Raw genomic sequence first — 16857 nt, forward strand, 5'->3', positions numbered from 1 at the left:
CGAATCGGGCCGGGCCCGGGTTCAGGTCAGGTCAGCGCCTCCGCCTCGGGGGCGGGCCGGAGGGCGGGCTCGGCGCGGGGAGGAACGGGACCTCGTTGCCGTGGGAGTCGACGATCTGGACGACGAGGTGCTCCCGGGTGGCGCCTTCGCTCGGGCAGACGTGGACGGAGACCGAGGAATTGGCCTCCAGGACGGCGATCTCCTCACGCTTGCGGTTGTTGAGGAAGGTGGCGACCTCCGCGCTGACGTCGACCCGGATGTGGCGGATGCCGTCCTTGTTCAGCGCGAAGGCGATCAGCCGCATGGCGTCGATGGCCATGGACTCGACCGTCTTGACCAGCCCGCCGCCGCCGCAGTGCTCGCACTCGCTGTAGACGGAGCGCTTCAGGCTGGGCCGGATCCGCTGGCGGGTCATCTCGATGAGGCCGAACTGGCTCATGCGGAGGATCTTCGTCCGGGCCCGGTCGCGCTTGACGGCCTCCCGGAGGGCGCGCTCGACGCCCCGGCGGTGCTTCTCCTCCCTCATGTCGATGAAGTCGTTGACGATCACGCCGCCGAGGTCCCGCAGGCGGAGCTGGCGGGCGATCTCCTTGGCCGCCCGGAGGTTCATCTCGTAGGCGGTGCGCTCGGCGTCGTCCTCGAACCGGAAGTTGCCGCTGTTGACGTCGATGGCCACGAGGGCCTCGGTCGGGTCGATGACGATCGAGCCGCCCTCGGGCAGGTGGACCTGCCGGCGCTGGATCTTGTTGATCTCCTCTTCCAATCCGTACTTCTGGAAGAGCGGGACCTTGCCCTCGTACAGCTTCAGGCGGTCGACGAAGCGGGGCATGACGAAGTTGAGGAACTCCTTGGCCCGCTCGAAGGCCGAGGGCTCGTCGATCCAGATGGTGTCGATCTCGGAATTGAAGATATCCCGGATCGTCCGGATGATCATGTCCGACTCCTGGTAGATCGGAGCCGGGGTCTTCGCCTTCTTGATCCGCTGGAGGATGACCTTCCAGAGCCTCAGCAGGTAGGCGAGGTCGCGGGCCAGGTCGCGCTTGGAGCGGTCCAGCCCGGCGGTCCGGACGATGAAGCCGAGCCCCTTGGGCGGGTTCAGCTCGTGCATGATCTGCCGGAGCTTGCGGCGCTGGCCCTCGTCGGCGATCTTCCGGGAGACCCCCACCCGGTTCAGGCCGGGCATGAGCACCAGGTAGCGGCCGGGGATGCTGATGTAGGTGGAGAGGGTCGGCCCCTTGGTGCCGATCGACTCCTTGATGACCTGGACGAGCACCTCGTCGTTGCGGCGGAAGACGTCCTGGATCGGCGGCTTGATGGCCACCCGCCGGCCTCCCCGGGTGACGGTCGTCTCCCGGGGCTCGGGGGCTTCCCCGCGCCGGGCGCGGTTGGCGGCGGCGGCGCCGCCCCGGAAGCCGACCTCACGCTCCAGCTCCCGGATCTCCTCGATCTCCCGGGCGATCTCCTCCTGCAGCCCCGGCTCGATCTCCTCGGCGGCCTCGTCGCGGCGGTCGTCGTCCTCCTCCTCGTCGTCGTCGTCCTCGTGGTCCTCGTCGTGGTCGACGAAGTCGAACTCGTTGGCGAGGGCGTCCTCGTCGATCAGGGCCGGGGGCTTCTCCAGGTCGGCCCGGGCGGCCTCGTCGTCGGGGGCCTCGTCGCGGTCGAGATCGAGGGACGTCTCCGAGTCCCGGTCCCGGCCTCGGCCTCGACGGCGTCGGCGTCGGCGTCGGCGTCGATTCTCCTCGTCGTCGCCGTCGGAATCACCGTCGGCGTCGGCGTCGTCCCTCGACTCGGCCTCGGCCTGCAGGGGATCCAGCTCCTCGGCCTCGGGGCCCCCCTCGAAGAGCCGGGCCCGCTCGCGACGGGGGACGTACCCGGGCTCGCCGGCGCGGTCGATCCGGCGGGGGCGGGAGGGGGTGAGGGGCTCGGAGGCCTCGGGGGACTCGGGCTCGGGGCCCTCGTCGGGCTCCCGGGAGGCGACGCGCCGGGACTCCCGGCGCGGTCGGTCCCGGCCGCCTCGGCCGCGGATGGCGTCCCGACCGCCCCGGGGGCGGTCTCCCTCGGGCGGCACCCCGCCGACGGTCGGCTCCGAGGGATCCTCGGCCTCGCCGATCGGCTCGTCCTGGCCCGGCCCTCCCCAGGGCTCGCCCCGGGGGGGGCGACGGCCGGGGCCCCGGCCGCCCCGGGGGCCTTCGTCGTCGGCCTCCCGGACGCCGGGCCGGGGCTCGTCGCCGGGGCCTTCGGCCTCGGTCCGGGGGGACGGGCGGTCCCGCCGGGTCCGGTTGGGGGGGAGCAGGTGCTCGTACTCCTCCGGCTCCGGCTTCCGCTCGACGGACCAGCGATACGGCCCATCCTCATCGGCCGGCGCCGGGTCGGCGGGGCGGGGCCGTCGGGGAGGGGCCTCGTCGGGGGCCTCGGCCTCGACGTCGAGCCCGCTGCCGAAGGAGCGGGGCCCCTCGGCGGGTCGCCGGGGAGCGGCCGGGGAGGGGCGTTCGAATCGGGCCCGCTGGGGCTCGGGGCGATCGCCCGGCCCGGGTTCCTGGGGGAGCGGCGGCCCGGCCGCCGGCTCCGGGTCGTCGGCGAGCCCCTCTCCGAAGCGACGGGGGGCGGAGCGGTCCCGCCTCCCCTTCTCGGAGAGGTCGGGGCGGTCCCGCTCCCGGGAGCGTCGCTCCCGGATCTTGTCCCGGCCCCGGCTGCGGCCCCGGGGGGCCGAGGGCGGCGGGGGCTCGCCTTCGCCGCCCTCGACGGCATCGGGCCCGGCGTCCGGCTCGTCGAGGCCCTCGACGAGCCCCGCACCGAATCCCTCCCGGTCGTCGGGCCTGAGTGAGGCGGGGCGCTCCCGGTCGCGGACCCGGGGCTCGTCGCGGTCTCGGCGGCGATCGGGGGGGCGTCGGCGGTCGGCGGCCGGCTCGTCGGCCTCGGGGGGGGGCGGCTCGTCGGCCTCGTCGCGGGAGGACGGCTCGCGGTCCCGGGCCGGGACGCGGTCCCGGTCGGGGCGGCGGGGCCGGGCCTCCCGGTCCCGGTCGGCCCGGGGGGGGGCCCGTCGGGGCTCCTCGGCGTCGAGGTCGTCGTCCCGCTCCTCGTCGTCGGGCTCGTCGCCGTGGGGGTCGAAGTCGCGCCGGGGGTCTCGGCCCCGGTCCCGGGCGCCGAGGACCGAGTCGTCGTCGAGCTGGTCGCGGTAGTAGCGGGGTTCGACGTCGGAGACGTGCAGGAAGCCGTTGCGGCCGACGGAGAAGTCGACGAAGGAGGCCTGGATGGCGGGCTCGATGTTGACGATCTTGCCCTTGTAGATGTTCCCGGTGTAATTCTCCAGGCTGGTTCGTTCGACGTAAAGCTCCTCGAGGACGCCGTCTTCGACGATGGCGATGCGGCACTCCTCGGGCTGGAGCACGTTGATCAGCATCTCTTTCTTCTTGTTCATGCCTCGGTCAGTCTCCGGGCGAGTGTGTCGGGGCCGGCAGGGCCGGCCGAGGCCCGACCCGACCGTCTTCCCGGGCCTCGACGCCGACGATCGCGGCGGAGGCGCGGGGGATGGGGGCGGGTCGAGGGGCGGCGAGGGTCGCCGCGGCGATGCGAGAGAGGGCCTCGGTTGGTCCGGACTCCGGCCGGGGCGCCGGGGCGACGCTCGGGCGTCGCCGCGCGGGGCCCGGGCCCCAGGGGGGTGATTGCGTGGATCGGCGGCGATGACGTAAATGGTGAAGGTGCGGGGTCAGTCAGCCGGGGGCCAGCGCCACGTCGGTCCGGACCAGCACGGCGCCGTCGGCGACTAGGTCGCGCAGGCCGAGCACGTCGAGCACCTCCTCGGGGCGGGCCGAGCCGCCGGGTTCGACCTTCAGCCGGAGCCGGAGGGCGCCCTCGGCCGGGTCGACCTCGGCGGAGAGGAGGAACGGTCGGAGGTCCAGGGGGACGTCGCGGTCGGGCTTGCGGCGGACGTAGGGGCAGTGCTCCCGGCCGAGCAGGTCGGCCACGGCCTCGCCGGCCGACGCGAGCCGGTCGGCGGGCAGGGCGACGCGGTACGAGACGGCCTCGACCCGGGAGGCCCGGCCGGGGGCCGGCTCGGCCTCCAGGAACTCCAGGCCCGGCGGCGCGACCGAGGCCAGCAGGCGGAGCACCTCGGCCGGGGCCATCGGCCCCGCCAGCTCCAGCTCCAGGACCTCGCGGCGGCCCTCGATCCCCAGGGCCAGGGCCGAGGCGAAGGCGTACTTCGGCCTCGGGTTGAACCCCTGGCTGTGCGCCATCGGCAGGCCCGCCCGCCGGAGGACCCGCTCCAGGCAGCGCATCAGGTCGTGATGGCTGACCAGCCGGAGGTCGCCCTGCTTGGCGAAGCGGATGCGGAGCCGGGAGGCGGCGTCTTCCATGGGATCCCGGGGCGGGTGCGGGCTCGAGGGGTGGGGGCCGATTCGGGGGACGGGGTCGAAGCCGGTCGGCCGTCGGGTCGGCCCGGGCCGGGTCCCCGGGGCCGGCGACGAGCCGGGGGCCGGGGAGGGTGTCGGTGGCCGGCCGACCGCCGGAGGCGGCCGGCGGCGGGGCTCACGGCCCGACGGCCCCGGCCTCGGCCGGGTCGTCGGGCAGGACCCGGCGGAATGCCTGGCGGAGCAGGTCGAGCACCTCGGCGGCCGAGCCGCGGCGGAGGGCCTCTCGGGCCAGGGCCCGGGCCTCGTCCATCTGGACGGCTCGGATGACGCGCTTGACCTCGGGCAGCTGGTGGGGCGGGGTGCTCAGGTGCTGGATCCCCATCCCCAGCAGCAGCATCGTGTAGAGCGGCTCGCCGGCGATCGACCCGCAGACGGTGACCTCGATGCCGGCGGCCTCGGCGGCCCGCGCGACCGTGTCGATCAGGCGGAGCACGGCCGGGTCGGCGGAGGTGTACAGGTCGGCGACGGTCTCGTTGGTCCGGTCGGCGGCCAGGATGTACTGGGTCAGGTCGTTGGTGCCGATGGAGAAGAAGTCCACCTCCTTTGCCAACAGGTCGCTCATGATCGCCGCGGCCGGCACCTCGATCATGGCGCCGACGGGCAGGTCGGCGCGGGCCGGGGTCCCCTCGGCGAGCAGCTCGGCGGCCACGTCCCGCAGGGTGGCCCTGGCCTGGCGGAACTCGTCGAGGGTGGTGACCAGGGGGAACATCACGCGGACGTCGCCGCCGGTGATCGCGGCGGCCCGGAGGATCGCCCGCAGCTGCAGCCGGAAGGGCCCCGGGTCGCGGAGCGACCGGCGGAGGCTCCGGAGGCCCAGCGCCGGGTTCGGCTCCACGTGCAGGGCCCGACCCGGCTCGGACTTGTCGGAGCCGAGGTCCAGGGTCCGGATCGTGACGGGCTTGCCGGGCAGGGCCCGGATGACCGCCGCATAGGCCTCGGCCTGCTCCAGCTCGCCGGGGGGCCCGTCGTCGGCGAGGTAGAAGAACTCGGTGCGGAAGAGGCCGATCCCGTCGGCCCCGCGCTCCCGGCAAGCGTCCACCTCGGCGGGGAACTCGATGTTGCCCAGCAGCCGGATCCGGGACCCGTCGGCCGTCTCGGCCGGCAGGTCGGAGAGCCGGGACAGCTCGGCGAACCGGGTGGCCCGCTCGACGGCGTGGCGCCGGTAGCGGCGGAGCGTCGGCTCGTCGGGGTCGAGGATGACCATCCCCCCGTCGCCGTCGATGATCGCCGAGCGGCAGTCCCTCGCCCCGTCCAGGACCCGGCCCAGGCCGACCACGGCCGGGATCTCCAGGGCCGCGGCGATGATCGCGGTGTGGCTGGTCCGGCCGCCGCTCTCGGTGGCGAAGCCGAGCACCCGGGAGGGGTCCAGCGCGGCGGCCTCGCTGGGGGACAGGTCCTCGGCCAGCAGCAGCAGCGGCTCGACCAGGGAGTCGGCCGGGGAGGGGGAGGGGGGCTGGCCGGTCAACTGGTCGAGGATCCGCCGCTGGATGTCGCGGACGTCGGCGGCCCGGGCGGCGAGGTGGGCGGTGCCGAGCCGCTCGAGCCGCCGGGCGTAGCCGTCGAGCACGTCGAAGATGGCGTGCTCGGCGGCGATCCGGTCGCGGTCGATCCGGGTGACGGCCTCGCGCCTCAGGGTCGGGTCGGCGATCATCCGGACGTGGGCGGCGAGGATGTCGGCGTACTGCGGGCCGAGCCGGCTGCGGGCGTCGCGCTCGGCGGCCTCGGCCTCCAGACGGGCCGACTCCAGCGCGCGGTCCAGCCGCCGACGCTCCTGCTCGACGGCCGAGGCGGGCACGGCGCGGCGGGCGAGCCGGGGGCCCCGGGGGGCGAGCACGAGCACCGGCCCGATGGCCACGCCGGGGCTGACGGCGATGCCCCGGAGGATCTTCATCGGCCTGGGTGCGGGTGCGGGGGAAGACACGGCGGGGTCCCTGAGCGGCCAGGGGGCGGTCGATGTCGCGTCGGGGGCCGTCGTCGACGCAGGGTCGGCCGGCGCGGGTCGCGCGTCGGCCCTCATGGGCGGAGCCCCCCGGCGGGGCCGGGGTCGGTGGCGGGGGGCGGGCACGGGGCGGGGTTGGCCTCCTCGCCGAAGCGGGCGGCGACCAGCTCGGCCAGGGCGGCGACGGCGGCCTCGGCGTCGGGACCCAGGGCCTCCACCTCCAGCCAGGTGCCGCACTCGGCGGCCAGGCTCATCAGGTCCAGGATGCTCTTGCCGTTGAACTCCCGGCCCTCGTGGCGGACGCGGACCTCGGCGACGAACCGGCCGGCCAGGCCGACGAACTTCTCCGCCGGGCGGAGATGCAGCCCGTACGCGTTGGTGATCTCGACCCGGCGTCGTGCGAGGTGGGGGTCCTGACTCATCGGCGGTCCGGTCCGGCGTCGGCCGCCGGGGGGGGCGGCCGGGTGCCTGGGGTCTCGAAGATCTGAGGGCATCACGTCGACCCTCCGTCCGGCGAGTGGCGGTCCGACTCGGTGTGCGGGTCGGCTCGGTGGCGTGCGAGCGGCCGGGCCCGGCTCAGGTGCCGGACTGGTCGGCCTCGTCGAGCACGTCGAGCACCTGCTCCCGAGTGCGGGCCTGGCGAAGGAAGCGGACGAACTGCTCGTCCTTCAGGTGGCGCGAGATGTTCTCGAGCGCCCGGAGGTGGTCCCCCGGCTGGTTGGGCGGCGAGACCAGCAGGAAGAGGATGTCCACCGGCTCGCCGTCCAGGGCGGCGAACTCGACCCCCTTGGGCGAGAGGGCCACCGTGCCGATCAGCCGGTCGACCGTCGGGTGCCTCGTGTGGGGCACGGCCACGCCCTGGCCGATCCCGGTCGACCCGAGCTCCTCCCGGTTGAGGATCGCCCGGGTCACCCCCTCCAGGTCGGCCTCGGCCAGTCGGCCGGCGTCCCGGAGGCCAGCCACGATCTCGCGGATGGCCTCCTCCTTGGTCGTCGCGTGCAGGTCGACGGTCACTGCCTCGCGCACGACGAAGTCCGAGAGTTTCATGCGGTCCTCCATCCGTCGAGGCGACACCGGCCTGCGATGGCCACGGAATCATGGCGCCTCGACCCGAGCCCCGATTCCCGGGGCGGCCGACCCCCGGCCAGCCGGACTGGCTAGCCGGCCGGCGGCGGCTCATCCGATCCCGGGGGTTCGGGCAGGTCCGGCCGCGTCGGGGAGGTGCCCCCCTGGGGGACCTCGTCGCGGTGGTCCTGGATCCGTCCCTTGTAGCGGCGGATCTGCTGCTCGATCATGTGGACCACCTGGTCCGTCACCGCCTCCAGCCCCGGGGCGTCCCCCCGGGCCACGAAATCGTGCTTGTGCTCGGCCGAGACCACCATCTCCATCCACCAACCGCTCTTCTGATGATCGACGACAACCTCGATCTCCATGAGGCGATTGAAGTACTTGAGCAGCTTTTCGGCCTTTTCTTGCACGTACGCTTGCTGAGAGGGGTCGAGACTCAGACCATGGCGGCTCGAAATTTCGATGTGCACCCGACTGCTCCTTCCGGCATGCCCGTCTCGCTGGACCACCCGGGCGCGTACCAAAAGTAACCGGATCGGGCCCGGGTGGTCAAGGGTGCTGCGGCCCCGGGGGGGCGACCGGGGGGGCCCGGCCGACCCGGGGGCGGGGGCTGTCGCCCCCCGGACCGATCCCGTATGCTCCGGCTCACCTTAACGCACGCGGGGCGGCCCGCGACGGCGGGGGGAAAGGGCCGGCCGGCCGCCCGGGCCGATCGCCCGGGGCAGGGGGGACGTCGATGGGGAACGTCTGGATCCAGGACTACGACCCGATCGGCTCCTGGCCGCTCTCCACCCTGGCCGCGGCCGTGCCGGTGCTGGCCCTGCTCGGCCTGCTCGGCTCGGGCCGGGCGACGGCCTGGCAGGCGGCCCTGGCCGGGCTGGTCTCGGCCATGGCGACCGCCGTCCTGGTCTTCGGGATGCCCGCCGACATGGTCCTGGCCGGCGCCGGCGTCGGCATGGTCTTCGCCCTGTTCCGGATCGTCTGGCTGATCGCCGCGGCCGTCTTCCTCTACAACATCGCCGTCGACACCGGCCAGTTCGAGGTCATGAAGGCCTCCGTCGCCGGGCTCTCGGGGGACCGGCGGATCCAGGCGATCCTGGTCGCCTTCTCCTTCGGCGCCTTCATCGAGGGGGCGGCCGGCTTCGGGGCCCCGGTGGCCATCTCGGCGGCCTTCCTCGTCGGGCTGGGGTTCCGCCCCCTGCAGGCGGCGATCCTCTGCCTGGTGGCCAACACCGCCCCCGTCGCCTGGGGCGCCATCGGGACGCCGATCCGGGCCCTGGGGGAGGTGACGGGCCTGGACCCCGAATTGCTCAGCGCCACCGCCGGCCGGATCCTGCCGCTGCTCTCGCTGGTCGTCCCCTGCTGGCTGGTGCGGATGATGGTGGGATGGCGGGAGACCTTGGCCGTCTGGCCCGCCCTGCTGACGATGGGAGGGTCGTTCGCGGCGGCGCAGTTCGCCTGGTCGAACTTCGTCGGCTACGAGCTGGTGGACATCATCTCCTCGATCGCCAGCCTGGCGGCGGGCGTCGTCCTGCTGAAGGTCTGGAGGCCCAGGCAGGAGTGGCGGTTCCCCGAGGAGCGGGCCGAGACCGGGGCCGGGGCCGAGGGGGGCACCGACTCGGTCGACCTGGACCCGTCCGGCAAGCTGACCCCCGGCCGGGTCGCCCGGGCCTGGATGCCCTTCGGCCTGCTGACGGCCCTGGTCATCCTCTGGGGGGTGCCGGCGATCAAGGGGGCGATGGAGTCGGCCACCTCCTTCAACCCGCCGATGCCCCGGCTGCACGCCCCCCTGGCCGACGCCTCGACCACGCTCGGCTGGCCCGCCCCGGTGCTCGACTCCGCGTCCCGGTCGGGGGCGGCCTTCGTCTCCCGGGTCGCCAAGGGGGAGGCGGTCACCGGCCGGGCCGAGCCGATCGCCTCCGACTTCGAGAAGGTGACGCTGGACGTCGCCCCGGTCGCCTCGACCGGCACCGGCATCTTCCTCGCCGCGATCCTCAGCGGGGCGCTGCTCGGGCTGGGCGCCCGGGACATGCTCCGGATCTTCGGCAAGACGGCGTACAGCCTCCGATGGGCGGCGGCGGCGATCCTCTGCATGCTCGCCCTGGGATTCGTGACCAAGCTCTCGGGGATGGACGCCGTGCTCGGCCTGGCCTTCACCCGGACCGGTCCGATGCTCTACCCGATCTTCGGCACGTTGCTCGGCTGGCTCGGCGTGGCGCTGACCGGCTCGGACACGGCGAGCAACGTCCTGTTCGGCAACCTCCAGCGGATCACGGCCGAGAAGCTGGGGCTGGACCCGATCCTGATGGCCTCGGCCAACTCGACCGGCGGCGTGATGGGCAAGATGGTGGACGCCCAGTCGATCGTCGTCGCCGCGGCGGCCACCGGCGAGCACGGCCAGGAGGGCCGGATCCTCCGGGCGGTGCTGGTCCACAGCCTGGCCCTGGCGATGATCGTCGGGGCGATCGTCTGGCTCTACGCCCACGTCCTGCCCGGCGTGGTGCCGCAGCCCGCCCCCCAAGCGCCCGCTTCCTCCCCCACGGACCCCGGCTGACCGCCCGGCCCGATCCCGGGCGACCCGGCCCGAGGCTCCTCGCCCCCGGCCCGGGGCCGCCCCGGGATCGCAGCATCGTCGCAATCCCCCGGATCGGCTCAGGCCGCAGGGCCCCGCCGTCCGAAACAGTCTCCCGGGTCGCCGGTCCCCCCGGATCGGGCCGAGGGGACGGATCCGGGCCGGGCACCGGCGCCGAGGCGGGCCGAGGGGGACGCGATGACGATGCTCTGGCTGGTCGCGATCGCCTTCCAGGCCGTGCCGCCGGTCCCGCCGCCGCTGCCCGACGCCCGGCCGATGGAGGCGAGCACCCGGATCGGCCCCGGCCCGGACGCCCCCCCGGGCTCGTCGATGGGGCTGGCCGACCTGGAACGGATCGCGCTCGAGCACAACCCGACGGTCGCCCAGGCGGCCGAACGGATCGGGCAGTCCCTCGGCAATGCCGACCAGGCGGGACGCCCGCCGAACCCCTTCTTCGCCTGGAACTCGCAGAGCATCGGGGCCGGGGGCACGATCGGCACGCAGGGCGGCTTCCTCCAGCAGCAGGTCGTCACCGGGGGGAAGCTCCGGATCAGTCGACGGGGGTACGAGGTCGACGTCGAGGCCGCCCGCTGGGCCCTGGCGGCGCAGCGGCAGCGGGTCGTCAACGGCGTCCGCTTGCGGTTCTGGCAGACCCTGGCCGCGCAGGGAGAGGTGCAGCTCCGCCGGGACCTGGTCTCGATGGCCGAGGAGGTCGTCCTCCTCGTCCGGGAGAAGGTCGAGACGGGCCACGCCTCGGAAGCCGACCTGCTGCTGGCCGAGAACGACGCCGAGCAGCACCGCATCGACCTGGACCAGATCCGTAACCGTTCGCTCAACACCTGGCGCGAGTTCGCCGCCTTCCTCGGCCGCCCGGGGATGCCCCCGGCCCGGCTCGAGGGCGACCTGGAGCGGGACGCGATCCCCTTCTCCTGGGAGCCGACCCTCGCCCGGCTGCTGGTCGAGAGCCCGGAGGTGAAGGTCGCCGAGCTGAACGTCGTGCGGGCCGGCTATCGCCTGAGACGCCAGGAGGTCGAGCCCATCCCCGACCTGATCCTCCGGGGGGGCGCCGCCCACGACCCGGACAGCCACGACACGCTCGGGATCGTCCGGGTCTACGTCGACCTGCCCCTGTGGGACCGCAACCAGGGGAACATCGTCACCGCCCGTCACGCCCTGGTCGACGTCCGCCGCGACCTGGACCGGATCCGCCTGTCGATCGAGCAGCGGCTCGCCCGGCGTTACAACCAGGTGCAGACGAGCCAGTCCAACGTCCGACGATTCCGGGACCGGATCATCCCCAATGCCCTGCGGGCCTTCGAGCTGTACTCGGGGAGCTTCCGGGACGAGGACGCCAGCTACTCCCGCGTCCAGTCGTCGCTCGGCGCCTATGCCGACGCGACCATCAAGTACCTCCGGCAAATCGAGGAGCTCCGCAACGCGGAGACGGCGATCGTCGGCATGCTGCTGGTCGAGGAGGGGAGCGTCGAGGGGGGCACGCCTCGGCCCCCCGGGGGGGGAATCCCGAATTCCCCCCCCGGGGGGGGGGCCCCGGTCGGGTCGCTGCTGCCGGGGGGCTCGGGCTGATGGCCGACGCGCCCCGGAGTCCCCGCCGTCGCCCCCGGGCGGTGGCCGTCTCGGCCCTGGCCTTGCTCCTGGCCCTGGTCGGCTGCGCCCACCGGCAGTTGACCGTGAGCACCGTCCTGACGGCCAACAGCTTCCAGGAGATCGTCTTCCGGATGGTCCTGAACAACGTCGCCATGTTCGCCGCCGAGCCGGAGACGCTGCCCTGGCACGTCCGGGTCCGGGACGGGACGGTGCAGATCAGCGACAGCCTGGGGATCGGCCAGCAGGGGGGCGGCTTCTCGACCTTCGAGGGGGGCGGGCTGGGCATCGAGACCTACGGCCCTCAGGGGTCGAGGAAGGTCGCGCTGCAATGGGGGACCGACGCCGTCGGCGACCCGGTCCAGCTCTATTCCCTGCAGACGGCCTATCGCCGGGTGCTCGGCCTGCCGCCGCTGCCCGAGCCGAACTTCATCGCCGAGGCCAAGCGGGCCCGGTCGAACCGATCGGGTTCGGGAGACGACCGGGAGCCGGGGGACTTCGACCCCGAGACCCGGTCGGACGCGCTGTCCATGGACATCGCCTTCGAGGGGGAGATCCCGAGGGGTTGGTTCCGCATCGGCACCAAGAAGGACGTGCCCAAGGACGCCTGCTACGTCGGCCGCCACGGCGACACCTACGCCTGGGTCACGCCCGACGGGGTCGGCGGGCTCACCCGGTTCACCCTGCTCGTCCTCTCGATCGTGAAGCTCGATGCCACGGGGAGCGAAGGCGGGGGCGGGCTGATGTTCACGCCCTGATCCGGCCGACGTCGGGCGGGGACGGCCCGGCGACCGGTCCCGACGGGATGGCCCGGATCCGCCCGCCGTCGGTGCGGCCGGGATCGCCCCTCATCGGCCCTCGACCTCCTCGTCTTCGCCCCCGGCCGGCCGCTGCCAGGGGACCCGCGCCGCCTCCTGGACGTGCCGCATCAGCGCCCGGGAGAGGGCCGCGGCGATCGGCCGGTGCTCGGCGGAGACGTCCCGCCGCTCCATCGGGTCGTCGTCGAGGTTGTAGAGCCGGAACGGCTCGAACGGCTGGTCCTGGACGAGCTTCCAGGGCCCGTGCCTCGCCGCGTAGGATTCCCGGCCCAGGTAACGCGGGCCCCCTTCCCGACGGACCCAGAACAGGGGACGCTCGTCGTCCCCTTCCCGATCCCGGCCGAGCAGCGTCGGCACCAGGGACGTCCCGTCGACCTCCCCGGGGACCTCGACCCCGGCCAGCTCGCAGATCGTCGGCAGCAGATCCATCGACAGGACGACCCGCCCGGTGCTCGACCCGGCCTCGACCTTCCCCGGCCAGCTCGCGGCCATCGGCACGCGGAGGCCCCCCTCGTACATGTCCCCCTTGCCCCCCCGATAGGGGCCGACCCGGGCGCCGACCGAGCGCTGGCCGCCGTTGTCGCTGGCGAAGACCACCAGGGTCTCCCCCCGCTGGCCGTTCTCCTCCAGGGCGCGGAGGATCCGGCCGACGCCGTCGTCCAGGTGCTCGATCAGGGCGACGAGCTTCGCCCGGCCCTCGTCGATCCCCGGCTCCCGGGCCTTGACGCGATCGACCCACGCCTCGGGGGGCTGGATCGGCGTGTGCGGGGCGTTGTAGGCGAGGTAGAGGAAGAAGGGCTCGGGCCGGCCCTTGCGGGAGTCGAGGTACTCGACCGCCCACCGGCTGAAGAGGTCGGTGGCGTGCCCCTCGGGGTCGACCTCCTCGGCCCCGTGCCTCATGTAGTTCCGGCCGTGGCGGCGATGGTCCTCGTAGTCGTCCATCATGTCGCCGAGGAAGCCGCGGAACTCGTCGAACCCGCGCTCGAGCGGCGTGTTGGGCGACCGGAGGCCGAGGTGCCACTTGCCGACGATCGCCGAGTGGTACCCGGCCCCCTTCAGCAGCCCGGGGAGCAGGGGGGCCCCGGGGTCGAGGAACCCCCAGTTGTCCCGGGGGTCGGTCCGGATGACGCCCGGCACGCCGACCTCGTCCGGATACCGGCCCGAGAGCAGGGCGGCCCTCGTCGGCGAGCAGACCGGGCAATTGGCGTAGGCGTCCTCGAAGCGGAGGCCGGAGGCGACCAGGGCGTCGATGTTCGGCGTCCGGAGGTCCGGGGCGCCGTAGCAGGAGAGGTCCCCGAAGCCGAGGTCGTCGACCAGGATGACCAGCACGTTGGGCCGCTCGGCCTCGCCCCGGGCCCGGAGCCCGGACAGGCCGATCGCCCCCATCGCGAGCAGGCTCGGCAGGGCGAAACAGGCGAGCAGGCCCCGGGAGATTCGCATGGTCGGCCTCGATCGATCGGCGTCGGGATCGGCGGGACGGGGTGGGCGGCGGCCGGGCCTCGCTCAGCCCCGGAGGGCCTCGATCACCCGCGGGTGGAGCCGGCCGTTGGTGGCGACGACGCCCCGGTTGGAGGCCAGGGTGGAGCCGAGGGTGAAGTCCAGCGGCTTGCCGTCGACGTCGGTGACGGTGCCGCCCGCCTCGGCCACGATCAGCGCCCCGGCGGCGTGGTCCCAGATCCGCTCCCGGTAATCGGCCCGGGTCGGCAGGCGGAGGTAGACGTCGGCCAGCCCGGAGGCGACCGTGGCGTACTTGGCCTGGCTGTCGAGCCGTACGGGGGGCTCGGTCACCCCCAGCCGGGCGGCCACGGCGGCCGACTCGTTGTGGGCGCTATGGCCCGACTCGACCGACTCGCAGAGCCTCGCCCGGGTCGGGTCGTCCCGGTCCGAGACGGTGATCGGCCGCTCGACGTCGTCGCCGTCCAGCGGGCAGACCGTCGCCCCCCGGCCCCGGACGGCCAGGAAGACGGCGCCGACCGGCCCGGAGGCCAACCGGGAGACCTCCAGGTTCGGGCAGGCCAGCGCGGCCACTTCCACCCGCCCCTCGACGATCAGGGCCAGGGCGATGGCGTACTGTTCCCCCCGGAGGAACCCCTTGGTGCCGTCGATCGGGTCGAGCGTCCAGAACCGGGGCTCGAAGCGGTCGAGGTCCCCCAGGTCGATCCAGCCGAGGGCGGTCTCGGCGTCGGTCCCGGCCCGGATCGCCGCGACCTCGGCGGCCACCCGGTCTCGGACCCCGGCGTGCTCGGGCTTGCGGAGTTCGGCCGCGTCCTCCTCGGCCATGATCGGGTCGCCGGGGAAGGCGGCGGCGAGGGTGGCGCAGATCAGCGCCTGGCTGCCGAAGTCGGCCACGGTGACGGGGCTCTTGTCGCCCTTGGCCACCGGGTCGGGGCCGTGCTTGCCCCGCACGGCCCGGCAGATCCGGGCGGCCTCCCGGACGGCCCGGGAGGCGACCTCCCGCTCTCGATCGAAGGGATGGCTCACGACGCTTCGGTCCAATCGGGACAGGGGGCGAGACTCCTGGGGACGGCCGCCCAAACTAGCCGACCTCGGGCCGTCGGACAAGCCGCGGTGTCGCCGGGGGCACGCCCACCGGTCCCGGCGATCGCCGCGACCAGGTGGCGAACCGCCCGGTGGCACCCCCGCCGGTCCCTACCGCAATCACCTATAACCAATCATGCGTGCATGAATGTGTAGAGGCTCGACGGCCCCCGATCGGCCCCCCTCGGCCGGTCCCGGGGAATTTGTGCTTAAATCCGCCCCTTCCCACGATGATGAGGTCGAGGGGCCGGTCGCCGGCCCCGCCGGATCCCCCCTGCGCGGAGCCTCCCCGTTGCCCATCGCTTCCGCCGATTGCTCTCGACGAGCCCGCCCAATCCCCCGTCCCACCGGGCCGGGGAGACGGGGCCTCGTCATGGCGCGGGAGGGGGTTGCGGCGAACCTTCGCCGAGGTCACCGCCCCGGGCTCCCGAAACGAACCGGACGCATATTCAGCAACCCTCGATTTTCCATGAGGTTACGCACGAATCGAGGGGCGCACGCGGGGCGCACCGCCCGGCGATCGGCGGCGCCCCGGCTCGGCCCGATCCCCGACCCGGCCATCGTGACGCAAACAACCCGATCGCCCGACCTCCGTCACCGAAACGATCCAGGGCCAAGTGCTCCAATCTCTTCCGGGAAAACACGTTTCGGCACGACACCGGGGCTCACGGCGTGCGCACCGGCCCCCCTTCGCCGCCGTCCCGGCCGCCCCGCGACTCGGGCCCTCCACGCTCCCCCGGGAGCCGGGCCAGGCCCGGGCCGGGCCGCCCAGGAGACGACGGCCCGGCGGCGGCGAATCAGACCCGAGCCGCCGGGCATCTCCTCCCGAAACGGACCCGAGCCCGATCGCCGAAGTCGTGACCTGGCGAATGGTTACTCGCGGTGCCCGGGGCAATCCGGTGGCGCACCGCCCGCGATCCGGGGGCCGTCGGCCCGTCAGACGTCGCAGAGGGTCACGGCCTCGGCCAGGCTGGTGAGGGGGTCCCGGGTGGGGATGAACTCCTGGGCGAGGAAGCCGTCGAAGCCGGTGTCGACGATCGCCCGGCAGATGGCGGGATAGAACAGCTCCTGGGTCTCGTCCAGCTCGTGGCGGCCGGGGTTGCCGCCGGTGTGGTAGTGGCCGAAGTGGGGGTGGTCCCGCTCGATCGTCCGGATGATGTCCCCCTCCATGATCTGCATGTGGTAGATGTCGTACAGGAGCTTGAAGTGGTCCGACCCGACCCGCTTGACCAGCTCGACCCCCCAGGCCGAGGTGTCGCACATGTAGTCGGGGTGGTCGACCTTGCTGTTCAGCAACTCCATGTTGATCACCACGCCGGCCTGCTCGGCCACCGGGACGACCTCCCGGAGGGCCTTCGCGCAGTGCTCCAGGCCGGTCCGGTCGTCCAGGCCATTGCGGTTGCCGGAGAAGGTGATGACGTTCCGCCAGCCCTCCTTCGCCGTGGCCTCGATCGCCGCGTTGATGGCGGCCAGGCAGTCGTCGTGGTTGGCGGGGTCGTTGAGGCCGCGGGCCAGGTCGTGGGTCGAGGTCATCGTGCAGATCAGGCCGTGGGCCTTGACCGCCTCGAAGTCCTCGGGCCTGAGCAGGTCGATGCCGACCAGCCCCATCCGCTTCGCGGCCCCGGCCAGCTCGTCGATCGGGATCGAGCCGTAGCACCAGCGGCAGGCCGACTGCCGGACGCGGCCCTTCGTCACGGCCGTCCCCTGGGGCGGGCCCCCGGCCCGGGCCGGCCCGGCCGGGGCGAGGACACCGACGGCCGCGGCGGCGGCGGTCGAGCGGAGCAGGGTCCTTCGAGTCAGCTCGGGCCGGTCGAGGTCGTCTCGGCGGGGCATGGCGGGCGCTCCGTGGCTGCGGTCGGGTGCGGCCGGGCGGGCCGTCCCGCGACCCCGCGGCGGCCTCCCGGTTCG

12 protein-coding genes are annotated in these 16857 nt (G+C 74.0%); 3 read left to right on the top strand and 9 right to left on the bottom strand.

Annotated features, from left to right (window positions below):
• Nucleotides 1-31: 31 nt before the first annotated feature.
• From ElP_RS38325 to ElP_RS18230, 6 genes are all read right to left on the bottom strand, one after another.
• Nucleotides 32-3418 carry an Rne/Rng family ribonuclease gene (locus ElP_RS38325; protein ID WP_197446156.1) on the bottom strand — a complete coding sequence of 1129 codons (3387 nt, stop codon included), beginning with the start codon at nt 3416-3418 and terminating at the stop codon, nt 32-34.
• Between the two features lie 292 nt (nt 3419-3710).
• Entirely contained in the window at nt 3711-4355 is a 645-nt protein-coding gene (locus tag ElP_RS18210) for a TIGR03936 family radical SAM-associated protein (RefSeq protein WP_145271675.1), read from the bottom strand.
• 172 nt (nt 4356-4527) lie between these two features.
• Nucleotides 4528-6303: a phosphoenolpyruvate--protein phosphotransferase gene (gene ptsP / locus ElP_RS18215; RefSeq protein ID WP_231749170.1), complete on the bottom strand. Its 1776-nt coding sequence runs from the start codon at nt 6301-6303 to the stop codon at nt 4528-4530.
• Between the two features lie 122 nt (nt 6304-6425).
• A complete protein-coding gene (locus tag ElP_RS18220; protein ID WP_145271679.1) occupies nt 6426-6773 on the bottom strand; it encodes an HPr family phosphocarrier protein in 348 nt (115 codons plus the stop codon).
• Between the two features lie 154 nt (nt 6774-6927).
• Nucleotides 6928-7398, bottom strand: coding sequence for a PTS sugar transporter subunit IIA (locus ElP_RS18225; RefSeq protein WP_145271681.1), 471 nt, complete (start codon nt 7396-7398; stop codon nt 6928-6930).
• Nucleotides 7399-7508: 110 nt separating this feature from the next.
• Nucleotides 7509-7928 (bottom strand): HPF/RaiA family ribosome-associated protein, encoded by a 420-nt coding sequence (locus ElP_RS18230; RefSeq protein ID WP_315852637.1) that lies wholly within the window; start codon nt 7926-7928, stop codon nt 7509-7511.
• A gap of 227 nt (nt 7929-8155) precedes the next feature.
• Between ElP_RS18230 and ElP_RS18235 the strand changes: the two genes are divergently transcribed.
• The 3 genes from ElP_RS18235 to ElP_RS18245 all read left to right on the top strand — a co-directional run bounded on the left by ElP_RS18235 (nt 8156) and on the right by ElP_RS18245 (nt 12351).
• Nucleotides 8156-9973: an L-lactate permease gene (locus tag ElP_RS18235; protein WP_145271685.1), complete on the top strand. Its 1818-nt coding sequence runs from the start codon at nt 8156-8158 to the stop codon at nt 9971-9973.
• Between the two features lie 216 nt (nt 9974-10189).
• Nucleotides 10190-11575: a TolC family protein gene (locus ElP_RS18240; RefSeq protein ID WP_145271687.1), complete on the top strand. Its 1386-nt coding sequence runs from the start codon at nt 10190-10192 to the stop codon at nt 11573-11575.
• Nucleotides 11575-12351 carry a hypothetical protein gene (locus ElP_RS18245; RefSeq protein ID WP_145271689.1) on the top strand — a complete coding sequence of 259 codons (777 nt, stop codon included), beginning with the start codon at nt 11575-11577 and terminating at the stop codon, nt 12349-12351. Before ElP_RS18240 ends, ElP_RS18245 begins: the two co-directional genes overlap by 1 nt.
• A 90-nt stretch (nt 12352-12441) precedes the next feature.
• On the opposite strand, the gene ElP_RS18250 is transcribed toward ElP_RS18245, so the two are convergent.
• The 3 genes from ElP_RS18250 to ElP_RS18260 all read right to left on the bottom strand — a co-directional run bounded on the left by ElP_RS18250 (nt 12442) and on the right by ElP_RS18260 (nt 16782).
• The gene (locus tag ElP_RS18250) at nt 12442-13851 is read right to left on the bottom strand and encodes a sulfatase-like hydrolase/transferase (protein ID WP_261344369.1); all 1410 of its coding nucleotides are present in this window, start codon (nt 13849-13851) and stop codon (nt 12442-12444) included.
• A gap of 63 nt (nt 13852-13914) precedes the next feature.
• Nucleotides 13915-14892, bottom strand: coding sequence for a 3'(2'),5'-bisphosphate nucleotidase (locus tag ElP_RS18255; RefSeq protein ID WP_145271691.1), 978 nt, complete (start codon nt 14890-14892; stop codon nt 13915-13917).
• Nucleotides 14893-15885: 993 nt separating this feature from the next.
• The gene (locus ElP_RS18260) at nt 15886-16782 is read right to left on the bottom strand and encodes a hydroxypyruvate isomerase family protein (protein WP_145271693.1); all 897 of its coding nucleotides are present in this window, start codon (nt 16780-16782) and stop codon (nt 15886-15888) included.
• Between the last annotated feature and the right edge of the window lie 75 nt (nt 16783-16857).

The organism is Tautonia plasticadhaerens, from assembly GCF_007752535.1.
Classification (GTDB): Bacteria; Planctomycetota; Planctomycetia; order Isosphaerales; family Isosphaeraceae; genus Tautonia; species Tautonia plasticadhaerens.

What these genes read in the sequence shown, in the direction of transcription:
- ElP_RS18245 (WP_145271689.1), top strand. Translation starts at nt 11,575, where the DNA reads ATGGCCGACGCGCCCCGGAGTCCCCGCCGTCGCCCCCGGGCGGTGGCC.
- ElP_RS38325 (WP_197446156.1), bottom strand. Translation starts at nt 3,418, where the DNA reads ATGAACAAGAAGAAAGAGATGCTGATCAACGTGCTCCAGCCCGAGGAG.
- ElP_RS18240 (WP_145271687.1), top strand. Translation starts at nt 10,190, where the DNA reads ATGACGATGCTCTGGCTGGTCGCGATCGCCTTCCAGGCCGTGCCGCCG.
- ElP_RS18220 (WP_145271679.1), bottom strand. Translation starts at nt 6,773, where the DNA reads ATGAGTCAGGACCCCCACCTCGCACGACGCCGGGTCGAGATCACCAAC.
- ElP_RS18250 (WP_261344369.1), bottom strand. Translation starts at nt 13,851, where the DNA reads ATGCGAATCTCCCGGGGCCTGCTCGCCTGTTTCGCCCTGCCGAGCCTG.
- ElP_RS18260 (WP_145271693.1), bottom strand. Translation starts at nt 16,782, where the DNA reads ATGCCCCGCCGAGACGACCTCGACCGGCCCGAGCTGACTCGAAGGACC.
- ptsP (WP_231749170.1), bottom strand. Translation starts at nt 6,303, where the DNA reads ATGAAGATCCTCCGGGGCATCGCCGTCAGCCCCGGCGTGGCCATCGGG.
- ElP_RS18225 (WP_145271681.1), bottom strand. Translation starts at nt 7,398, where the DNA reads ATGAAACTCTCGGACTTCGTCGTGCGCGAGGCAGTGACCGTCGACCTG.
- ElP_RS18210 (WP_145271675.1), bottom strand. Translation starts at nt 4,355, where the DNA reads ATGGAAGACGCCGCCTCCCGGCTCCGCATCCGCTTCGCCAAGCAGGGC.
- ElP_RS18235 (WP_145271685.1), top strand. Translation starts at nt 8,156, where the DNA reads ATGGGGAACGTCTGGATCCAGGACTACGACCCGATCGGCTCCTGGCCG.